The sequence below is a fragment of the Variovorax sp. MHTC-1 genome, from assembly GCF_003984645.1.
Classification (GTDB): Bacteria; Pseudomonadota; Gammaproteobacteria; order Burkholderiales; family Burkholderiaceae_C; genus Variovorax.
Map to the genome: position 1 here is coordinate 100,721 of NZ_RWKI01000013.1, position 15,837 is coordinate 116,557.

The 15,837-nt window shown below is 70.9% G+C and carries 15 protein-coding genes and 1 pseudogene; 6 read left to right on the forward strand and 10 right to left on the reverse strand.

The window, feature by feature from the left end; all coding sequences use genetic code 11:
* Window position 1: 1 nt before the first annotated feature.
* Window positions 2–796 carry a flagellar biosynthetic protein FliR gene (gene fliR, locus EJI01_RS20285; protein WP_126838926.1) on the forward strand — a complete coding sequence of 265 codons (795 nt, stop codon included), beginning with the start codon at window positions 2–4 and terminating at the stop codon, window positions 794–796.
* A 9-nt stretch (window positions 797–805) separates the two neighbouring features.
* Here the strand turns inward: fliR and deoA are convergent, their stop codons facing one another.
* From deoA to EJI01_RS20330, 9 genes are all read right to left on the reverse strand, one after another.
* A complete protein-coding gene (gene deoA / locus EJI01_RS20290) occupies window positions 806–2,128 on the reverse strand; it encodes a thymidine phosphorylase (protein WP_185878985.1) in 1,323 nt (440 codons plus the stop codon).
* Window positions 2,128–2,886, reverse strand: coding sequence for a deoxyribose-phosphate aldolase (gene deoC, locus EJI01_RS20295; RefSeq protein ID WP_260602540.1), 759 nt, complete (start codon window positions 2,884–2,886; stop codon window positions 2,128–2,130). The genes deoA and deoC overlap by 1 nt, the downstream gene beginning before the upstream one ends.
* A 106-nt stretch (window positions 2,887–2,992) precedes the next feature.
* Window positions 2,993–4,600 (reverse strand): bifunctional UDP-sugar hydrolase/5'-nucleotidase UshA, encoded by a 1,608-nt coding sequence (ushA, locus tag EJI01_RS20300; RefSeq protein WP_126838927.1) that lies wholly within the window; start codon window positions 4,598–4,600, stop codon window positions 2,993–2,995.
* Window positions 4,601–4,603: 3 nt separating this feature from the next.
* Complete coding sequence (locus EJI01_RS20305; protein ID WP_260602541.1) at window positions 4,604–5,410, reverse strand: purine-nucleoside phosphorylase; 807 nt, start codon at window positions 5,408–5,410, stop codon at window positions 4,604–4,606.
* Window positions 5,407–5,826, reverse strand: a complete 420-nt coding sequence (locus tag EJI01_RS20310; RefSeq protein ID WP_221885695.1) for a cytidine deaminase — start codon at window positions 5,824–5,826, stop codon at window positions 5,407–5,409. The genes EJI01_RS20305 and EJI01_RS20310 overlap by 4 nt, the downstream gene beginning before the upstream one ends.
* On the reverse strand, window positions 5,826–6,794 hold the full coding sequence (locus EJI01_RS20315; protein ID WP_126838928.1) for an ABC transporter permease: 969 nt from the start codon (window positions 6,792–6,794) through the stop codon (window positions 5,826–5,828). The genes EJI01_RS20310 and EJI01_RS20315 overlap by 1 nt, the downstream gene beginning before the upstream one ends.
* Window positions 6,787–7,920: an ABC transporter permease gene (locus tag EJI01_RS20320; protein ID WP_126838929.1), complete on the reverse strand. Its 1,134-nt coding sequence runs from the start codon at window positions 7,918–7,920 to the stop codon at window positions 6,787–6,789. Before EJI01_RS20320 ends, EJI01_RS20315 begins: the two co-directional genes overlap by 8 nt.
* 82 nt (window positions 7,921–8,002) lie before the next feature.
* Complete coding sequence (locus tag EJI01_RS20325; protein WP_312846070.1) at window positions 8,003–9,553, reverse strand: ABC transporter ATP-binding protein; 1,551 nt, start codon at window positions 9,551–9,553, stop codon at window positions 8,003–8,005.
* 6 nt (window positions 9,554–9,559) lie between these two features.
* Complete coding sequence (locus EJI01_RS20330) at window positions 9,560–10,531, reverse strand: BMP family protein (protein ID WP_126838930.1); 972 nt, start codon at window positions 10,529–10,531, stop codon at window positions 9,560–9,562.
* 167 nt (window positions 10,532–10,698) lie between these two features.
* On the opposite strand from EJI01_RS20330, the gene EJI01_RS20335 reads away from it, so the two are divergent.
* From EJI01_RS20335 to EJI01_RS20355, 5 genes are all read left to right on the forward strand, one after another.
* Entirely contained in the window at window positions 10,699–11,712 is a 1,014-nt protein-coding gene (locus EJI01_RS20335) for an adenosine deaminase family protein (protein ID WP_260602542.1), read from the forward strand.
* Between the two features lie 57 nt (window positions 11,713–11,769).
* On the forward strand, window positions 11,770–12,408 hold the full coding sequence (locus EJI01_RS20340) for a LysE family translocator (protein WP_126838932.1): 639 nt from the start codon (window positions 11,770–11,772) through the stop codon (window positions 12,406–12,408).
* 7 nt (window positions 12,409–12,415) lie between these two features.
* Window positions 12,416–12,880, forward strand: coding sequence for an EVE domain-containing protein (locus EJI01_RS20345; RefSeq protein WP_126838933.1), 465 nt, complete (start codon window positions 12,416–12,418; stop codon window positions 12,878–12,880).
* A 37-nt stretch (window positions 12,881–12,917) separates the two neighbouring features.
* A complete protein-coding gene (locus EJI01_RS20350; protein WP_126838934.1) occupies window positions 12,918–13,118 on the forward strand; it encodes a hypothetical protein in 201 nt (66 codons plus the stop codon).
* A 66-nt stretch (window positions 13,119–13,184) separates the two neighbouring features.
* Window positions 13,185–14,288, forward strand: a complete 1,104-nt coding sequence (locus tag EJI01_RS20355; protein ID WP_126838935.1) for a cupin-like domain-containing protein — start codon at window positions 13,185–13,187, stop codon at window positions 14,286–14,288.
* A gap of 59 nt (window positions 14,289–14,347) precedes the next feature.
* Here the strand turns inward: EJI01_RS20355 and EJI01_RS28840 are convergent.
* A pseudogene (locus EJI01_RS28840) lies at window positions 14,348–15,837 on the reverse strand (hypothetical protein); the annotation flags it as partial.

The window sequence follows — 15,837 nt, forward strand, 5'->3', positions numbered from 1 at the left end:
CATGCCAGCGGTTTTCTCCGTCACCTCGGGGGAACTCAACGCCTGGATGGTGGCCTTCCTCTGGCCCTTCGTACGCATGCTGGCGCTGGTCAGCACGGCGCCGATCTTCGGCGAGCCGGGCGTGCCGCGGCAGATCAAGGTCGCGATCGCGGCCCTGCTCGCGGTGGCCGTCGCGCCCACCATCGGGCCGATGCCGCAGGTGCCGGTGGTGTCCGCCGGCGGGGTCTGGATCCTGGTGCAGCAGGTGCTCATCGGCGGCGCCATCGGCTTCGCGATGCGGCTGGTGTTCGCCGCCGTGCTGGCGGCCGGCGAGTACATCGGCCTGCAGATGGGCCTGTCTTTCGCGTCCTTCTTCGATCCGATGAGCGGCGGCGCCACCATGGTGGTCGCGCGCCTGCTGCACATGCTGGCGATGCTGATCTTCCTCGCGCTCGACGGCCACCTGCTGCTGGTCGCCGCACTGGCCGAGAGCTTCCAGACCCTGCCGATCGCCGACGCGCCGCTGGCCGCCCGCGGCTGGATGTATCTCGTCGCCGGCGCCGGCCAGATCTTCGCCAACGGGCTGATGCTGGCGCTGCCGCTGGTGACGGCACTGCTCACGCTCAACCTGGCGATGGGCATCCTGAACCGCGCCTCGCCGCAGTTCAGCATCTTCGCGGTGGGCTTTCCGCTCACGCTGCTGGCGGGCATTGGCATGCTGCAGCTGCTGATGCCGCAGATGGGCGCCTTCCTCGCGCCGCGGATCGCAGCGGGCTTGTCGTCGGTGATGGAGTTGACGCAGGCTTTGCGGCCTTGATGGGACGCGCTACGGCGCGCGCGTGATCTCCGCGCAGATCACCGGCGCCGGTTCCTGCGAGTTCTCTTCCTCGATGCGCAAGGCCGCCTGCAGCGCCGCGATCGCCGCTTCGGCATCGGCCTGGCTGGCCGCATGCACGCGCGCCAGCGGCTCGCCCTTCTGCACCCTGCTGCCCAGCGGCAGCACCTGCGTGAGCCCGACGCGTGGATCGATGCGGTCTTCCGCGCGGCGCCGGCCGCCGCCCAGCGCAACGATGGCCAGGCCGATGGCGCGCACGTCCGTTGCCACCAGCACGCCGTCTCGCGGCGCCGGAAGATCGCACAGCACCGGCGCAGCCGGCAGCCCGCGCACCGCTCGCCGAAGGTCGCCCGCGCCGCCGAGGCCCGCCACCATGCGCGCAAAGCGCTCGGCCGCCGCGCCGCTGTCGAGCGCATGCAGGGCCCGCGCCCTGGCCTCGGGCAGGCCGGCCGCGAGGCCGCCGAGGCGCAGCAGCCGCGCCGCGAGCGCCAATGTCGCTTCGAAGAGGCGCGGCTCGCGTTCGTCGCCCGTCAGGAAATCGATGGCTTCGCGCACTTCGAGCGCATTGCCCGCGCTGCGGCCCAGCACCTGGTTCATGTCGGTGATCAGCGCTTCCGCGGGCAAGCCGGCGCCGGCCGCGACCTCGACCAAGCTCGTGGCCAGCGCACGTGCGTCGTCCAAGCGCGGCATGAAGGCGCCGCTGCCGACCTTCACATCGAGCACCAGCGCCTCGAGACCGGCCGCGAGCTTCTTGGAGAGGATGCTGGCGGTGATCAAGGGCAGCGACTCGACCGTGGCCGTCACGTCGCGGATCGCATAGAGCCGCTTGTCGGCGGGCGCCAGCGTGGGGCCGGCGCCGACGATGGCGCAGCCGGCATCGCGCAGCACGGCAAGCAGCGTCTCGCGCGGCGGCCCGACCTTGTAGCCGGCCAGCGATTCGAGCTTGTCCAGCGTGCCGCCGGTATGGCCCAGGCCGCGGCCGGAGATCATCGGCACCACGCCGCCGCAGGCCGCGACGATCGGCGCCAGCATCAGGCTCACCTTGTCGCCAACGCCGCCGGTGGAATGCTTGTCGAGCACCGGGCCCGGCACGTCGGGCCATTGCAGCACTTCGCCCGAGTGCGTCATGCCGCGGGTCAGGGCCACGCATTCGCCCTCGTCCATGCCGTTGAGCAGGATCGCCATGGCCAGCGCGGCGATCTGGCCCTCGCTCCAGCTGCCGTCGGAAAGGCCGCGCACGAAGGCTTCGATCTGCGCCGGCGAGAGCGCATGGCGATCGCGCTTGGCGCGGATGACCTCGGCCGGCAGCAGCATCAATAGTCTCCGTGCGCCGCGGGCTTGCCGGGGCCTTTCTGCAGCAACACCGATTCGATGTCGGCCAGCAAGCCGCTGGCGCCGAAACGCAGCCGATTCGGCCCGATGGCCGGCTCGCCCAGAATCTCGCGCACGAGCGCGATGTAGATCGCGGCATCGGCCACCGTGCGCACGCCGCCCGAGGCCTTGAAGCCGACCTCGTCTTTTCGCGCGTGGCCGGCGATGGTTCGGAGCATCACGCGCGCGGCATCGGGCGTCGCGCCCGTGGACGTCTTGCCGGTGCTGGTCTTGAGAAAGTCGACGCCGGCATCGAGCCCGATCACGCAGGCCTGGCGGATCAGCTCGGATGAACCCAGTTCGCCGGACTCGACGATGAGCTTGAGCGTCTTGCCCGCGCAGGCCGCGCGCACCTGCACGACCAGGGCCGCCGCGCTGTACGCGTCGCCCGCGGCGAGCGCGCGCCATGGCAGGACCAGGTCCACTTCGTCGCCGCCGGCATCGAGGATGGCCTGCGTTTCTCGCAAGGCGCGCGCGGCGTCGAGCGCGCCCTCGGGAAAGTTGGCCACCGCGGCGACGCGGATCGATGCCGGGAGCGCGGCCCGGGCCTGCGCCACGAAGCGCGGCCACACGCACAGCGCCGCCGGCGGGCCCGCCGGTCCTTGCGCCTTGGCGCACAAGGCCTCGATGGCGCCCGCGTCGTCGCGGTCGTCGAGGCTGGTCAGGTCGAGGCAACTGAGCGCCAGACGTGCGGCCCCCACGCTCGGCACTTCGTGTCCTCGCTGCCCCCCGAGGGGGCTCTCGCTTGCTTGGGGCGGCCCGGCACGGCGCTCGCCGCGGCCTGCGTTCTCCTTGGTGCTCACTGCATCATCTCCTTAGCACTTCGTCGCCCGGTGCATAATCCGCGGCCTTGAGCGGGCTGCGGCCGGCGATGAAGGCGCGCAGCACCTCGGCATCCACGAAGCCGGTGTTGACGTAGCCCGGATGCGTCGCCAGCTTGGGATAACCGTCGCCGCCGGTGGCAGTGAAATTGTTGATCGCCAGCCGGTACGCGCGCCGCGTGTCGATGGGCTGGCCGTTGACCTTCGCGTCCTTCAGCTGCCCGCCCTCGATCAGCATCTGCACGCCCGCCGTTTGCGGAAAGGCGCCCGAGCCCGGCGTCATCCTGGCCGCGGCTTCGAGGTAGCTCAGCAGTTCGGCGCCCGTGAGCTGCACCACGGTCACTTGGTTGCCGAAGGGCTGGACCTTGAGCACGTCGCGGTAGGTGATGCGGCCTTCGGGCAGCGAATCGCGCACGCCGCCCGAATTCATGAGTGCGACATCGGCACCGGTCTTGTCGCGCATGGCCAGCGCGATCAGCCGGCCGAGGTTGGTGGCTTGCATGCGCACCCGGGCGCGATCGCCGTCGAACACGCCCATCGTTTCGCCCACCGGCACGGCGAGCTGGGCCTGCCCCTTGTCCTGGAAGGGCTGCAGGAAAGCGCGCACGCCGGCGTCCTCGGGAATGGCCTCGCCGTACGCGACCTTCTTGCCGTCCACCGTGCGCTTGAGATTGACCGGAATCAGCTGGTACTTGATCAGCTCGATGCGGCCTGGACGCACTTCGAAATCGGCCCGGCCCACGTACTTGCCCCATTCGTGGGCCTGCACGATCCAGGTGCCGTTCTGCCGGTCGGGCGCGCAAGGCATGCCGGGCACGTAGGCGTCGTTGCGCAGGTTCTCGGCCAGCATGCACACCGGGTTCTGGCTGTGGCCGCCGACGATCAGGTCGAGCCCGCGGGTGGCGCGCGCCATCTCCACGTCGCCCGGCGCATTGACGCCGCGCCGGCCGTCGCTGTAGTGGCCCATGTGGGTGGCGGCAATCACCATGTCGGCCTTGGCGCGCAGCTCCGGCAGCAGCGCGGCCGCCTCGTCGATGGGCTTGCGGAATTCGATGCCCGCGATGTTGGCGGGCAGCACCATCTTCGCCGTGTCGTCGGTGGTCAGGCCGAGCACCGCGATCCGCAAGCCGCCGCGCTCGAACAGGCGGTAGGGCTCGAACATGCGCCGGCCGTTCTTGTAGATGTTGGCCGAGAGCAGCGGGAAGCCGGCCCACTGGCGCTGCTTGTCCAGCACCGCGGGCGGCTTGTCGAACTCGTGGTTGCCGACCGCGGCGGCGTCGTAGCCGAGCAGCTTCATGCCCTTGAAGTCAGGCTCGGCGTCTTGCGTGTCCGACTCGGGCACGCCGGTGTTGATGTCGCCGCCATCGAGCAGCAGCGTGTAGCCGCCGCTGTCCCGCACCTCGGCACGCACGCGGTCGATGAGCGTCTTGCGCGCGGCCATGCCGTATTCGCCGTCGGCATTGGTCCAGAAACGGCCGTGGTGGTCGTTGGTGTGCAGCACGGTGAGCTTGATCGGCGCGTGCTCGCCCGGCGCGGTGGCGCAGCCGGCCAGAAGGGCCAACGCGGCGGCGGCGACGATGAACGGGATGCGCATGGATCAGATCGCTGCAATGACCGCTGCGAGCAGGCGCGACGCATCCTGGTCGGCGGCGCGCGCATTGCGCAGGGTGTGGGCGTGGCTCAGCGTTTCGCCGGAGAGCCCCGCGGCCATGTTGGTGAGCAGCGAGAAGGCCAGCACCTTCAGGCCCGCGTGGCGGGCCAGGATGGTCTCCGGCACGGTGCTCATGCCCACGGCCTGTGCGCCCAGCAGGCGCAGCATGCGGATCTCGGCCGGGGTCTCGAACTGCGGACCCAGCACCCAGGCATAGACGCCCTCGTGCAGCGCGATGCCGGCCTGCGCGGCCGCGGCGCGGGCCTGCGCGCGCAAGGCGGGATCGTAGGCCTCGCTCATGTCGACGAAGCGCTCCGAGCCGCGCTCGTCGTGCAGCGGCGTGCGCTGCGCCATGTTGAGGTGGTCGGCGATCAGCATCAGCGAGCCCGGACGCATGTTCGCGTCCAGGCTGCCGGCGGCATTGGTCAGCACGAGGGTCCGGCAGCCGGCCGCAGCCAGGCTGCGGATCGGGCCCTTCATCGCCGCCGCGTCGCCGCTTTCGTAGGCGTGCTTGCGGCCGCGCAAGAGCGCGACCGCGCGGCCGGCGATGCGGCCCAGGCGCAGGATGCCGGCATGGCCGGCGACGTTCAGCGCCGGGAAGGCGGGCAGCTCGGGATAGGGGATGTCGGTGGGCGCCTCGACCAGCTCGGCGGCGCGGTCCCAGCCGGAGCCGAGCACGATTGCCAGCTCGGGCGCAAGGCCGCCGGCGCGCATGCGCGCCGTACTCGCGTCGACAGCTTCCTGCAATTTCATGGCGATGGAAGATGCGCCGGACCGAAGCTCGCCGGCAGCAGCTCGCCCAGCGTGTAGCGGCCGCGCACCTCGCGCAGGTCGGCGCACCACACCGGCATGTCGTCGTCGTCCGCGAACTCGCGCAGCTTCTGGCGGCAGCCGCCGCAGGGCGTGACTGGCGCATCGGCGACGCCGACCACCACCGCCGCCAGCACGCGCATGCCGCCGGCCAGCACCAGGTGCGCGAGCGCCGAGGCCTCGGCGCACTGGCCTTGCGGATAGGCGGCGTTCTCGATATTGCAGCCCGCATGGACCCGGCCCTGTTCGTCGAGCAGCGCGGCGCCGACCGCGAACTTCGAATAGGGTGCATAGGCGCGCTCGCGGGCGGCGCGGGCGGCATCGAGCAACTGCGTCATCTGGGTCTGCGAAACGGCCATCATCGCTCCTTCACATACGGGATGCCGAGCGCCTTGGGGGCGCGCGCCTTGCCCACGAAGCCCGCCAGCAGCACCACCGTCATCAGGTAGGGCAAGGCCTGGACCGCCTGCACCGGCACGGCGCCGATCAAGGGCAGCACCGTGCCCTGCAAGCGGATCGACACCGCATCGAGAAAGCCGAACAGCAGGCAGGCGAAAAAGGCGCCGACCGGATGCCACTTGCCGAAGATCATGGCGGCCAGCGCCATGTAGCCGCGGCCGGCCGTCATGTTCGGCATGAATGAAGGATTCTGCGCCAGCACCAGGTAGCTGCCGGCCAGCGAGCACAGCGCGCCGTTGAGCATGAGCGCCCGGTAGCGCAGCGCGGTGACGGAGACGCCCGCCGCGTCGACCATGGCCGGGTTCTCGCCGGTGGCGCGCAGGCGCAAGCCGAAGCGTGTGCGAAACAGCAGCCACCAGACGACCGGCACCAGCGCGATGGCGAGATACACCAGCGCGTTGTGGCCGAACAGGCCCAGCCCCAGCACCGTGCCCAGCCAGGGCAGCGCGCGCAGCGCCTCGCCGGCGCCCGTGAACCATGGCGCGAGGCGCACCGTGTCGGGCAGCGGCGGCGTCTGGCCGCCCTGCTGGAACCAGGCGATACCGAGCACCACCGTCAGGCCGGCAGCCGTCATGGTGATGGCCATGCCCATCACCACCTGGTCGCCGCGATGGGTGACGCAACCGAAGCCCTGCAGCAGCGAGAGCGCCACGCCGACCGCGAGCGACACCGCCAATGCCAGCGCCAAGGAGCCGCTCAGCGCGGCGACGCTGCCGGCGGCGAAGGCGCAAGAGAGCATCTTGCCTTCGAGGCCCAGATCGATCACGCCCGAGCGCTCGGCCAGCGCGCCGGCCAGCGCGCACAGGATCAGCGGCGTCGCCACGCGCAGGGTCGAGGCCAGCAAAGTGCCGAGCGCGACTTCATCCATGGCCCGCGCTCCCTGCCGCCACCGCGCGCGGCGCACGGCGCGTCGCGCGCCACAGCCGCGCCAAGGTCGGCGCCGCCACCTGCGCCAGCGCGCCGGAGAACAGCACGATCAAACCCTGCAGCGTGAACACCATGTCGCGGCTGAAGCCGGGGATCTCGAAGGCCAGTTCGGAGCCGCCCTGGTACAGCGCGCCGAACAGCAGCGCGGCCAGCACGATGCCCACCGGATGGTTGCGTCCGATCAGCGAGACCGCGATGCCGGCGAAGCCGGCGCCCACCACGTACTCGAGCAAGAGCCGCCCGTGCACGCCCGCGATCTCGTTGATGCCCACCAGCCCGGCGAGCGCGCCGGACAGCGCCATCGACACCATGATCTGCGCGCGCGGCCGCATGCCGCCGTAGTGCGCCGCCTCCGGCGCATGGCCGACCGCGCGGATGGCGTAGCCCGGCTGCGAACGCCAGAGCAGCAGGTGCACGGCGATGGCGGCGGCCAGCGCCAGCAGCACGCTCAGGTTGAGCGGCGAGGCCGGCCATTCGATGCCGAGGCCGGCGAGCGCTTCATGCAGGCCGGGCATGCGGGCCGAGGCTGCGAAGGCCCGGCTCTCCACCGTCATGTTGCCGGGCTCCTTGAGCACGTCGACCAGCAGGTAGGCCAAGAGCGCCGACGCGATGAAGTTGAACATGATGGTGGTGATCACCACATGGCTGCCGCGCCAGGCCTGCAGCGCCGCCGGCACCGCGGCCCAGCACATGCCGAACAGCATGGCGGCGCCGATCATCAGCGGCAGCATGGCCCAGCGCGGCAGGTGCTCGCCCAATGCCAGGGCCGCCAGCGCGGTGCCCAGCCCGCCCATCATGGCCTGGCCTTCGCCGCCGATGTTGAACAGGCCCGCATGGAATGCGACCGCCACCGCGAGGCCGGTGAAGACGAAGGTGGTGGCGTAGTACAGCGTGTAGCTCAGGCCCATGCGGCTGCCGAAGGCGCCCTGGACCAGCAGCACGAGCGCCTGCCAGGGGTCGTGGCCGACCACGGCGACGACGACGCCGCAGGCCAGCAGCGCGAGCGCGAGGTTGACGAGCGGCAGGACGCCGAGGTCGATCCAGCGCGGCAGATCGTGGCCCGTCATGTGGCCCCCACGCTCGGCATTTGCATGTCCTCGCTGCCCCCCGAGGGGGCGCGAGCTTGCTCGGGGCGGCCCGTCGCTGCGCTCATGCGTTCGTGACCTCGTCGACCGCGCCGCACATCAGGCGGCCCAGCGTGGTCTCGTCGCATTGGGCGACCGGGCGCTCGCCGACGATGCGTCCGCCCGCCATCACGAGCACCCGGTCGGCCAGCGCCAGGATCTCGTCGAGCTCGGACGATACGACGAGCACCGCGCCGCCCGCGCCCGCCATCGCGCGCAGGCGGCCGTGGATGAACTCGATGGCGCCGATATCGACCCCGCGCGTCGGCTGGCCCACCAGCAGCACGCGCGGCTTCGGCGCGGCTTCGCGGGCCAGCACCAGCTTCTGCTGGTTGCCGCCGGAGAACTTGGCGCTCATGAGGCGCACATTGCGCGGCCGCACGTCGTACTCGTCCATCATCCGCGCGGTGTCGGCCTGCATGGTCGACTGCCTCATCCAGCCGTGCCGGCTGTAGCGCGGGCGCCGCTGATAGCCGAGCACGGCCGACTCCCAGGCCGCGAAGGGCAGCACCAGGCCGCGCCGGTGCCGGTCTTCAGGCACATGGGCGAGGCCGGCTTCGCGCGCGGCTTCGGGGTCGAGCCAGCGCCCGGGCGTGAAGGAACGCGAGCCCAGCGTCAGCGTGCCGGCCTGCGGCGCCAGCATGCCCGAGAGCACCTCCAGCAGCTCGCTCTGGCCGTTGCCCGAGACGCCCGCGATGCCGACGATCTCGCCCGCGCGCAACTGCAGCGACACGTCGACCAGGCGCGGCGTGCCCTGCGCGTCGCGCCAGTCGAGGCCGCGCGCCTCGAGCAGCGGCGTGTCGCTGGCTGCGCGCGCGGCGCTGTCCAGGCGCCCCATCTGCACGCGGCGCCCGACCATGGCCTGCGCGAGCGCGTCGATGCTGGTGCCGGCGGTGGCGCAGTCGAGCACCACTGCGCCTGCGCGCATCACCGTCACAGCGTCGCACAGCGCCATGATCTCCTTCAGCTTGTGCGTGATCAGCAGCACCGTGGTGCCGCGCGCGCGCAGGGCCCGCAGCGTATCGAACAGCTGCTCGGTCTCCTGCGGCGTGAGCACCGCCGTCGGCTCGTCGAGGATCAGGATGCGCGCGCCGCGAAACAGCGCCTTGAGGATCTCGAGCCGCTGGCGCTCGCCCACCGGAAGCTGTTCGACCGCGAGGTCCAGCCGCACCTGCAGGCCGCTCTCGCGCATCAGCGTTTCGAGGCGCGTGCGCACCTGCGCGTGCGCCGTCGGCAGCCGCCAATGCGGCTCGGCGCCGAGCAGGATGTTGTCGAGCGCGGAGAACGGTTCGACCAGCATGAAGTGCTGGTGCACCATGCCGATGCCCAGGGCAATGGCTTCGTGCGCGCTGCGGATCTGCGCCGGCTTGCCTTCGATCTCGATCTCGCCGCTGTCGGCCTGGTAGAAGCCGTACAGGATCGACATCAGCGTGCTCTTGCCAGCGCCGTTCTCGCCCACCACGCCATGCACCGTGCCGGCCGGCACGCTGAGCGTGACTTTGCGGTTGGCGTGGACGGCGCCGAAGTGCTTGTCGATGCGCGTCATGCGCACCGCGGGCGCGCGGTTCCCGGACACGGCGGGCTAGAACTTACACGCGTTGTCGGCCATGTAGTCGGCCACCTTGATCTTGCCGGCGATGATGTCGGCCTTCGCTGCATCGACCTTGGCCTTCATCTCGGCGCTCACCAGCTTGGCGTTGTGCTCGTCCAGCGCGTAGTCGACCCCGCCCTCCTTCAGGCCCAGCGAGGTGACCCCCGGCGTCGGCTTCTTCGCGGCGTTGAGCACCGCAATGTCGACGCGCTTGACCATCGAAGTCAGCATGGTGCCCGGCTGCATGTGGTTCTGGTTGCTGTCGACGCCGATGGCCAGCTTGCCCGCGTCCTTAGCGGCCTGGTAGACGCCCGAGCCGGTACCGCCGGCGGCAGCGAACACCACGTCGACGCCCCTGGCGAACTGCGCCTTGGCCAGCTCGCTGCCGCGCGTCGGGTCGCTCCAAGCGGCGGGCGTGGTGCCTGTCATGACCGAACTCACCTCGACCTTCGGGTTGGCGTACTTGGCACCCTGCTCATAGCCGCACTGGAACTTGCGGATCAGCGGAATGTCCATGCCGCCGATGAAGCCGACCTTGCCGCTCTTGCTGGCCAGGGCCGCCATCATGCCGACCAGGAAGCTGCCCTCGTGCTCCTTGAACACGATCGATTCGACATTGGGCAGCTTGACCACCGCGTCGATGATCGCGAAATTGAGCTTCGGAAATTCCTTGGCCACCTTCTCGAGGCTGCTGCCTTGCGAGAAGCCGATGCCGATCACCGGATTGGCGCCGCGCGCGGCCATGCGGCGCATGGCCTGCTCGCGCTGCGCCTCGTTGGCGATCTCGAAGTCGAGGTAGGGCTTGCCGCTTTCCTTCTTCCACATCTCGGCGCCGCGGTAGGCCGCCTCGTTGAAGGACTTGTCGAACTTGCCGCCCATGTCGTAGACGATGGCCGGCTCGGCAACTGCCGCCAGCGTGGCGCCGGCTGCGAGAGCGAGGACGAGGGCCTTGTTGAGTTTCATGTGCGCATCCTTGGTTGGCGGTCCGGCTGTAAGACTTCCTGCTGCGTCGCAGGCTCGCGCAGAGCCCGAGGCAGGATAGCAAGACTTGCGCCGTGCCGACCCCGGGGCACTACCATGCAGCGATGGTCGCACCGCTCTCAAGCGCGCTGACGCAACAGTTGCAGGCAATGCCGAAGGTGCTCTTGCACGAGCATCTCGACGGCGGCCTGCGGCCGGCCACCGTGCTCGAGCTGCTGCAGGCGCGCGGCCTGGCCGCGCCGGCGCAGGACGCCGCGGCGCTCGCGGCCTGGTTCGACGCGCGCGCGCATGCCGGCAGCCTGACCGAGTACCTGCGCGGCTTCGCCCTCACGGTCGCGGCCATGGCCAGCCCCGCGGCGCTTGCGCGCGTGGCCTTCGAGGCGGCCGAGGACGCGCGGCAGGACGGCTGCGTGCTGGCCGAGTTCCGCATCGCGCCCCTGCTGTTCGAGCCCTTGGGCGTGCCGCCCGAGGCCGCGGTCGAGGCGCTGTTGGCCGGCCTGCGCCAGAGCCCGCTCCCGAGCGGACTGATCCTGTGCGCCATGCGCGAGCAACCCAGCGCGCACAGCGAGCGCGTGATGCATCTGGCGCTGCGCTACCGCGACGCGGGCGTGATCGGCTTCGACCTGGCGGGCGCCGAGCGCGGCCATCCGCCCTCGCGCCATGCCGCCGCCTTCGCCATGGCGCGCGAGGCCGGCCTGCCGATCACCTGCCATGCCGGCGAGGCCGACGCAGCCGAGCGCGTGCTGGAAGCGGCGCGCCTCGGTGCGCGCCGCATCGGGCATGGCGTGCGGCTGGCCGACGCGCTGGACGCACCGGCCGGCAGCGCCGCGCGCGCGATGCTCGACGCGGTGCGCGCCGGCGGCGTGCACCTGGAGCTGTGCCCCAGCAGCAACGTCCACACCGGCGCTGCCGCGTCGCTGGCGGCGCACCCGATCCGGCGGCTCTGGCAGGCCGGCCTGAGCCTGTCCTTCCACACTGACAACCGCCTGATCTCGATGGTCAGCATGAGCGACGAAGCGATAGGCCTGGTGCGCGACAACGGCCTGGGCCTGCAAGACCTGGCGGCGATGGGCCTGCAGGCGGCCGAGCATTCCTTCCTGGACGCTGCGGCACGCCGGCAGGCGCAGGCCGCGCTGCAGGCGTGGCAGGCCCGCGCCGGCTGAGTTGCAATCAGCGGCGGTGCGGGGATACTTGCCGTTTTCGAGAATTCTGGAGTTCGCATGTTTCCCGATACGCCTTTGCTCCTGGCCTTCGTGGGCGCCAGCCTGGTGCTTGCCCTCACGCCCGGCCCCGCCGTCGTCTACATCGTCGCCCGCACCCTCGCGCAGGGCCGCGCCTGCGGCCTGGCCTCCGTGCTCGGCGTGGCGCTGGGCAACCTCGCCAATGCGGTGGGCGCCGCGCTCGGCCTGGCCGCCTTGTTCGCCGTGTCATCGACCGCTTTCACCGTGGTGAAGTGGGCCGGCGCCGCCTACCTCGTGTACCTCGGCATCCGGATGTGGCTGGCCACGCCGGCCGTCGCGGATGCCACGCCCCGGGCGCCGCGCAAGCCCTTGCGGCGCGTCTTCCGCGACGGCTTCGTGGTGGCGCTGCTGAACCCGAAGACCACCTTGTTCTTCGCCGCCTTCCTGCCGCAGTTCATGGATGCGCACGCCAGCCCGCTGATGCAGACCCTGGCGCTGGGCAGCGTCTTCGTCGGCGTCGCGTGCTGCACGGACTTGTTCTACGTGCTGACGGCCAGCCTCGTTGCGCCGCGCCTGGGCGGGGCGGCGCGGCATGCAGTCTGGGGCAACAGGCTCGCGGGCACTTCCTTCATCGGCCTGGGCGTGCTCACGGCCATGGGCACGCGGCCCACGCGCTGAGCCTGCGATGTCCCGCTACTGGCTGATGAAATCCGAGCCCGACGAGTGCTCGATCGACGACGCGCTGGCCGCGCCCGATGCGACCGTGCCGTGGACCGGCGTGCGCGGTTGGCAGGCGCGCAACCTCATGCGCAACGAGATGCAGATCGGCGACGGCGTGCTGTTCTACCACTCGAGCTGCCCGCAGCCGGGCATCGTCGGCATCGCGCGCGTGGCCTCCGGCACGCGGCCCGATCCGACGCAGTTCGATCCGAAGTCGCCCTACCACGACCCCGCCTCCAAGCCGGAACACCCGCGCTGGCTGCTGCTGGACGTGCAGGCGCTGCGCAAGACCCGGCTGCTGGGCCTGCCCGAGATGCGGGCGACGCCCGCGCTGGCCGACATGGTGGTGCTGCGCAAGGGCAATCGCCTGTCGATCACGCCGGTCGATCCGGTGCACTGGCACCTCATCGTCGACGAAATGCTGGCTTGAAAACAATCGGTCCCTACAGACCTCACACAAGAATCGAATGAAGCTGCGCACCCTTCTCCCGCTCGTCCTGGCCCTCGCCGGCTGCTCCACGCCCACCGAGGTCGTCCGCGTTCGCGAAGGAGTGCTGCGCGCGCCCACATCCGCCGACGCATCGAACTACTGCCGAGCGCAAGGCTCGACCGCGCGGATGCTCGGCAAGGCGCCGGCCGAAGCCGGCATCCTGTTTCGCTGCGAGTGACGGCTCAGGCCAACCGCACGATTCTCCGCACACAATGGACAGGCACAGAACGCAGGAGATCGCCGCATGAATCCAGCTATGCCGCCTGCTCCGCCACGGCCGCTTGAGAGCCAGGCCGAGAACGCATCCCCGGCTCCAACGGGCGCACCGCTGACCCCCGAGTGGGTGCGCTGGGTCACCGAGCAGTTGCTGCGCGGCTGCACGCCGGGTTCGATGCTGGCGGTCATGACCGCTGCCGGCGTCGACGCGCGCGCCAGCGCGGAGCTGATCGAGCTGGTGCCCGCCAACGCGGTCTACATCGCGGCCGAGGGTCGGGCGCAGCAACTCCGCAAGCTCGAGTCGACGCTGGCCAACCTGCAGCTGCTCTGGGAAATCGACCCGATGTACGGCATCGTGGACAAGCGCGTGTCGGTCAGCGAGGACGAATTCATCGATCGCTACGTGCGGGGCTGCCGGCCGCTGGTGCTCACGGGCCATACGCGGGACTGGCCGGCCATGCGGCGGTGGTCGCCGGCCGACCTGAAGATGCGCTTCGGCCATCTCGATGTCGAAGTCCAGGCCGAACGCCAGGCGAATCCACGCTACGAAGAAGACAAGGCCGCGCATCGGCGGACTCTCCGCCTCGCCGATTTCGTCGACCAGGTGCTCGCCGGCGGCGAAAGCAACGACTACTACCTCACTGCCAACAACGAAGCGTTGCGGCGGCCCGACTTCGCGCCGCTGCTGGATGACATCGGCAGCTTGCCGCCGTGCTGCGATCGCGCGGAACTGGCCGGGCGTTCCTCGTTCTGGTTCGGGCCGGGAGGCACCGTCACCCCCTTGCACCACGACACGCTGATGCTGTTCCACACGCAGGTCGTCGGGCGCAAGCGCTGGCGCCTCGTCTCGCCGCTGCAGGGCCAGCGCCTGTACAACACGAACGGCGTCTTCAGCCCCATCGACCTGGATGCGGTCGACCTGAGACAGTTTCCCTTGTTCGAGGGGGTGCGCGTGCTCGAAGTCGTGGTCTGGCCGGGCGAGACCATGTTCCTGCCGCTGGGCTGGTGGCACCAGGTGCGCGCGCTGGACGTCAGCGTGTCTTTCTCGTACTCGAACCTGGCCTTGCCGATCTCGAACCAGTTCAGCTACTTCGACCCGGTGCCGCGTGCCGTCCCGGCCGCGGATGTTTGATGAAGCACGCGCCCTGCGGCTGGCGCAGGGCGCGCGCTTCGACGGTCTGAAGCCTTCGCTCAGTACCGGCGGCAGGACTTGACGACGAAAGGCGCCGGGTCGGTGCCGAAGTAGGTGTTGGTGCAGGGCACCGTGCCGTTGACCGTCCTCTGCACCCAGCGCGTGTCGGCGCCGTAACCCACCAGCGTTGGGCTGGACACCGTGAAGCTGCCGCCTTCGGTGGCCAGCGTCGCTCCGGACGGGACAGGCGCAGGCGCAGGTGCAGGTGCAGGTGCAGGTGCAGGCGCAGGCGCAGGCGCAGGCGCAGGCGCAGGTGCAGGTGCAGGTGCAGGCGCAGGCGCAGGTGCAGGTGCAGGTGCAGGTGCTGGTGCGGGTGCGGGTGCGGGTGCGGGTGCGGGTGCTGGCGCTGGCGCTGGCGCTGGCGCAGGTGCCGGTGCCGGTGCCGGTGCCGGTGCCGGTGCCGGTGCCGGTGCCGGCGCGGGTGCCGTGGCCGCCCGGCACGACTTGACGACGAAGGGCGCCGGGTCGGTACCGAAGTAGGCATTGGTGCAGGGCACCGTGCCGCTGACCGTCTTCTGCACCCAGCGCGTGTCGGCGCCGTAGGCCACCAGCGTCGGGCTCGACACGGTGAAGCTGCCGCCTTCGGTGGCCAGCGTCGGTCCGGACGGCACAGGTGCGGGTGCGGGTGCGGGTGCGGGTGCGGGTGCGGGTGCCGGTGCCGGTGCCGGTGCCGGTGCCGGTGCGGGTGCCGGTGCCGGTGCCGGTGCGGGTGCCGGTGCCGGTGCGGGTGCCGGTGCCGGTGCCGGTGCCGGCGCGGGTGCGGGCGCGGGTGCCGGTGCGGGTGCCGGTGCGGGTGCGGGTGCCGGTGCGGGCGCCGGTGCCGTGGCCGCCCGGCACGACTTGACGACGAAAGGCGCCGGGTCGCTGCCGAAGTACTCATTGGTGCAAGGCACCGTGCCGTTGACCGTCTTCTGTACCCAGCGCGTGTCGGCGCCGTAGGCCACCTGCGTCGGGCTCGACACGGTGAAGCTGCCGCCTTCGGTGGCCAGCGTCGGTCCGGACGGCACAGGCGCAGGCGCAGGCGCGGGCGCGGGCGCGGGTGCAGGTGCAGGTGCAGGTGCAGGTGCAGGTGCAGGTGCAGGTGCAGGTGCAGGTGCAGGTGCAGGTGCAGGAGGTGCGACGCCCGAATCCGCCACGCAGGATTTCGCCACCGACGGCGCCGGGTCGCTGCCGAAGAAGGAGACGGTGCAGGTGGCGGCACCGTTCACGACCTTGTGCACCCAGCGGTTGTCGGCGCCGTAGCTCACCAGCGTCGCGCTCGAGGTGTTGAAGCTGCCGCCTTGCGCGGCGACGGTTCGGTCGGTGGTCGTCTGCGTGCTGCCCAGGGTCACGCCGGAGGCCTTGGTCGTGAGCACATGGCAGGTCTTGGTGACGGTCGGCGAAGGATTGATGCCGAAGAAATCGCTCTTGCAGCTGACGTTGCCGGTGACGGTCTTCTGCGTCCAGTTGCCACCCACGCCGAACTGCACGACGGTCGGCGCGGGCAAGG

Coding starts and splice junctions, on each gene's coding strand:
- fliR (WP_126838926.1), top strand. CDS start 2: ATGCCAGCGGTTTTCTCCGTCACCTCGGGGGAACTCAACGCCTGGATG.
- deoA (WP_185878985.1), bottom strand. CDS start 2,128: ATGCTGCTGCCGGCCGAGGTCATCCGCGCCAAGCGCGATCGCCATGCG.
- ushA (WP_126838927.1), bottom strand. CDS start 4,600: ATGCGCATCCCGTTCATCGTCGCCGCCGCCGCGTTGGCCCTTCTGGCC.
- EJI01_RS20305 (WP_260602541.1), bottom strand. CDS start 5,410: ATGAAATTGCAGGAAGCTGTCGACGCGAGTACGGCGCGCATGCGCGCC.
- EJI01_RS20310 (WP_221885695.1), bottom strand. CDS start 5,826: ATGGCCGTTTCGCAGACCCAGATGACGCAGTTGCTCGATGCCGCCCGC.
- EJI01_RS20315 (WP_126838928.1), bottom strand. CDS start 6,794: ATGGATGAAGTCGCGCTCGGCACTTTGCTGGCCTCGACCCTGCGCGTG.
- EJI01_RS20320 (WP_126838929.1), bottom strand. CDS start 7,920: ATGACGGGCCACGATCTGCCGCGCTGGATCGACCTCGGCGTCCTGCCG.
- EJI01_RS20330 (WP_126838930.1), bottom strand. CDS start 10,531: ATGAAACTCAACAAGGCCCTCGTCCTCGCTCTCGCAGCCGGCGCCACG.
- EJI01_RS20335 (WP_260602542.1), top strand. CDS start 10,699: ATGCCGAAGGTGCTCTTGCACGAGCATCTCGACGGCGGCCTGCGGCCG.
- EJI01_RS20340 (WP_126838932.1), top strand. CDS start 11,770: ATGTTTCCCGATACGCCTTTGCTCCTGGCCTTCGTGGGCGCCAGCCTG.
- EJI01_RS20345 (WP_126838933.1), top strand. CDS start 12,416: ATGTCCCGCTACTGGCTGATGAAATCCGAGCCCGACGAGTGCTCGATC.
- EJI01_RS20350 (WP_126838934.1), top strand. CDS start 12,918: ATGAAGCTGCGCACCCTTCTCCCGCTCGTCCTGGCCCTCGCCGGCTGC.
- EJI01_RS20355 (WP_126838935.1), top strand. CDS start 13,185: ATGAATCCAGCTATGCCGCCTGCTCCGCCACGGCCGCTTGAGAGCCAG.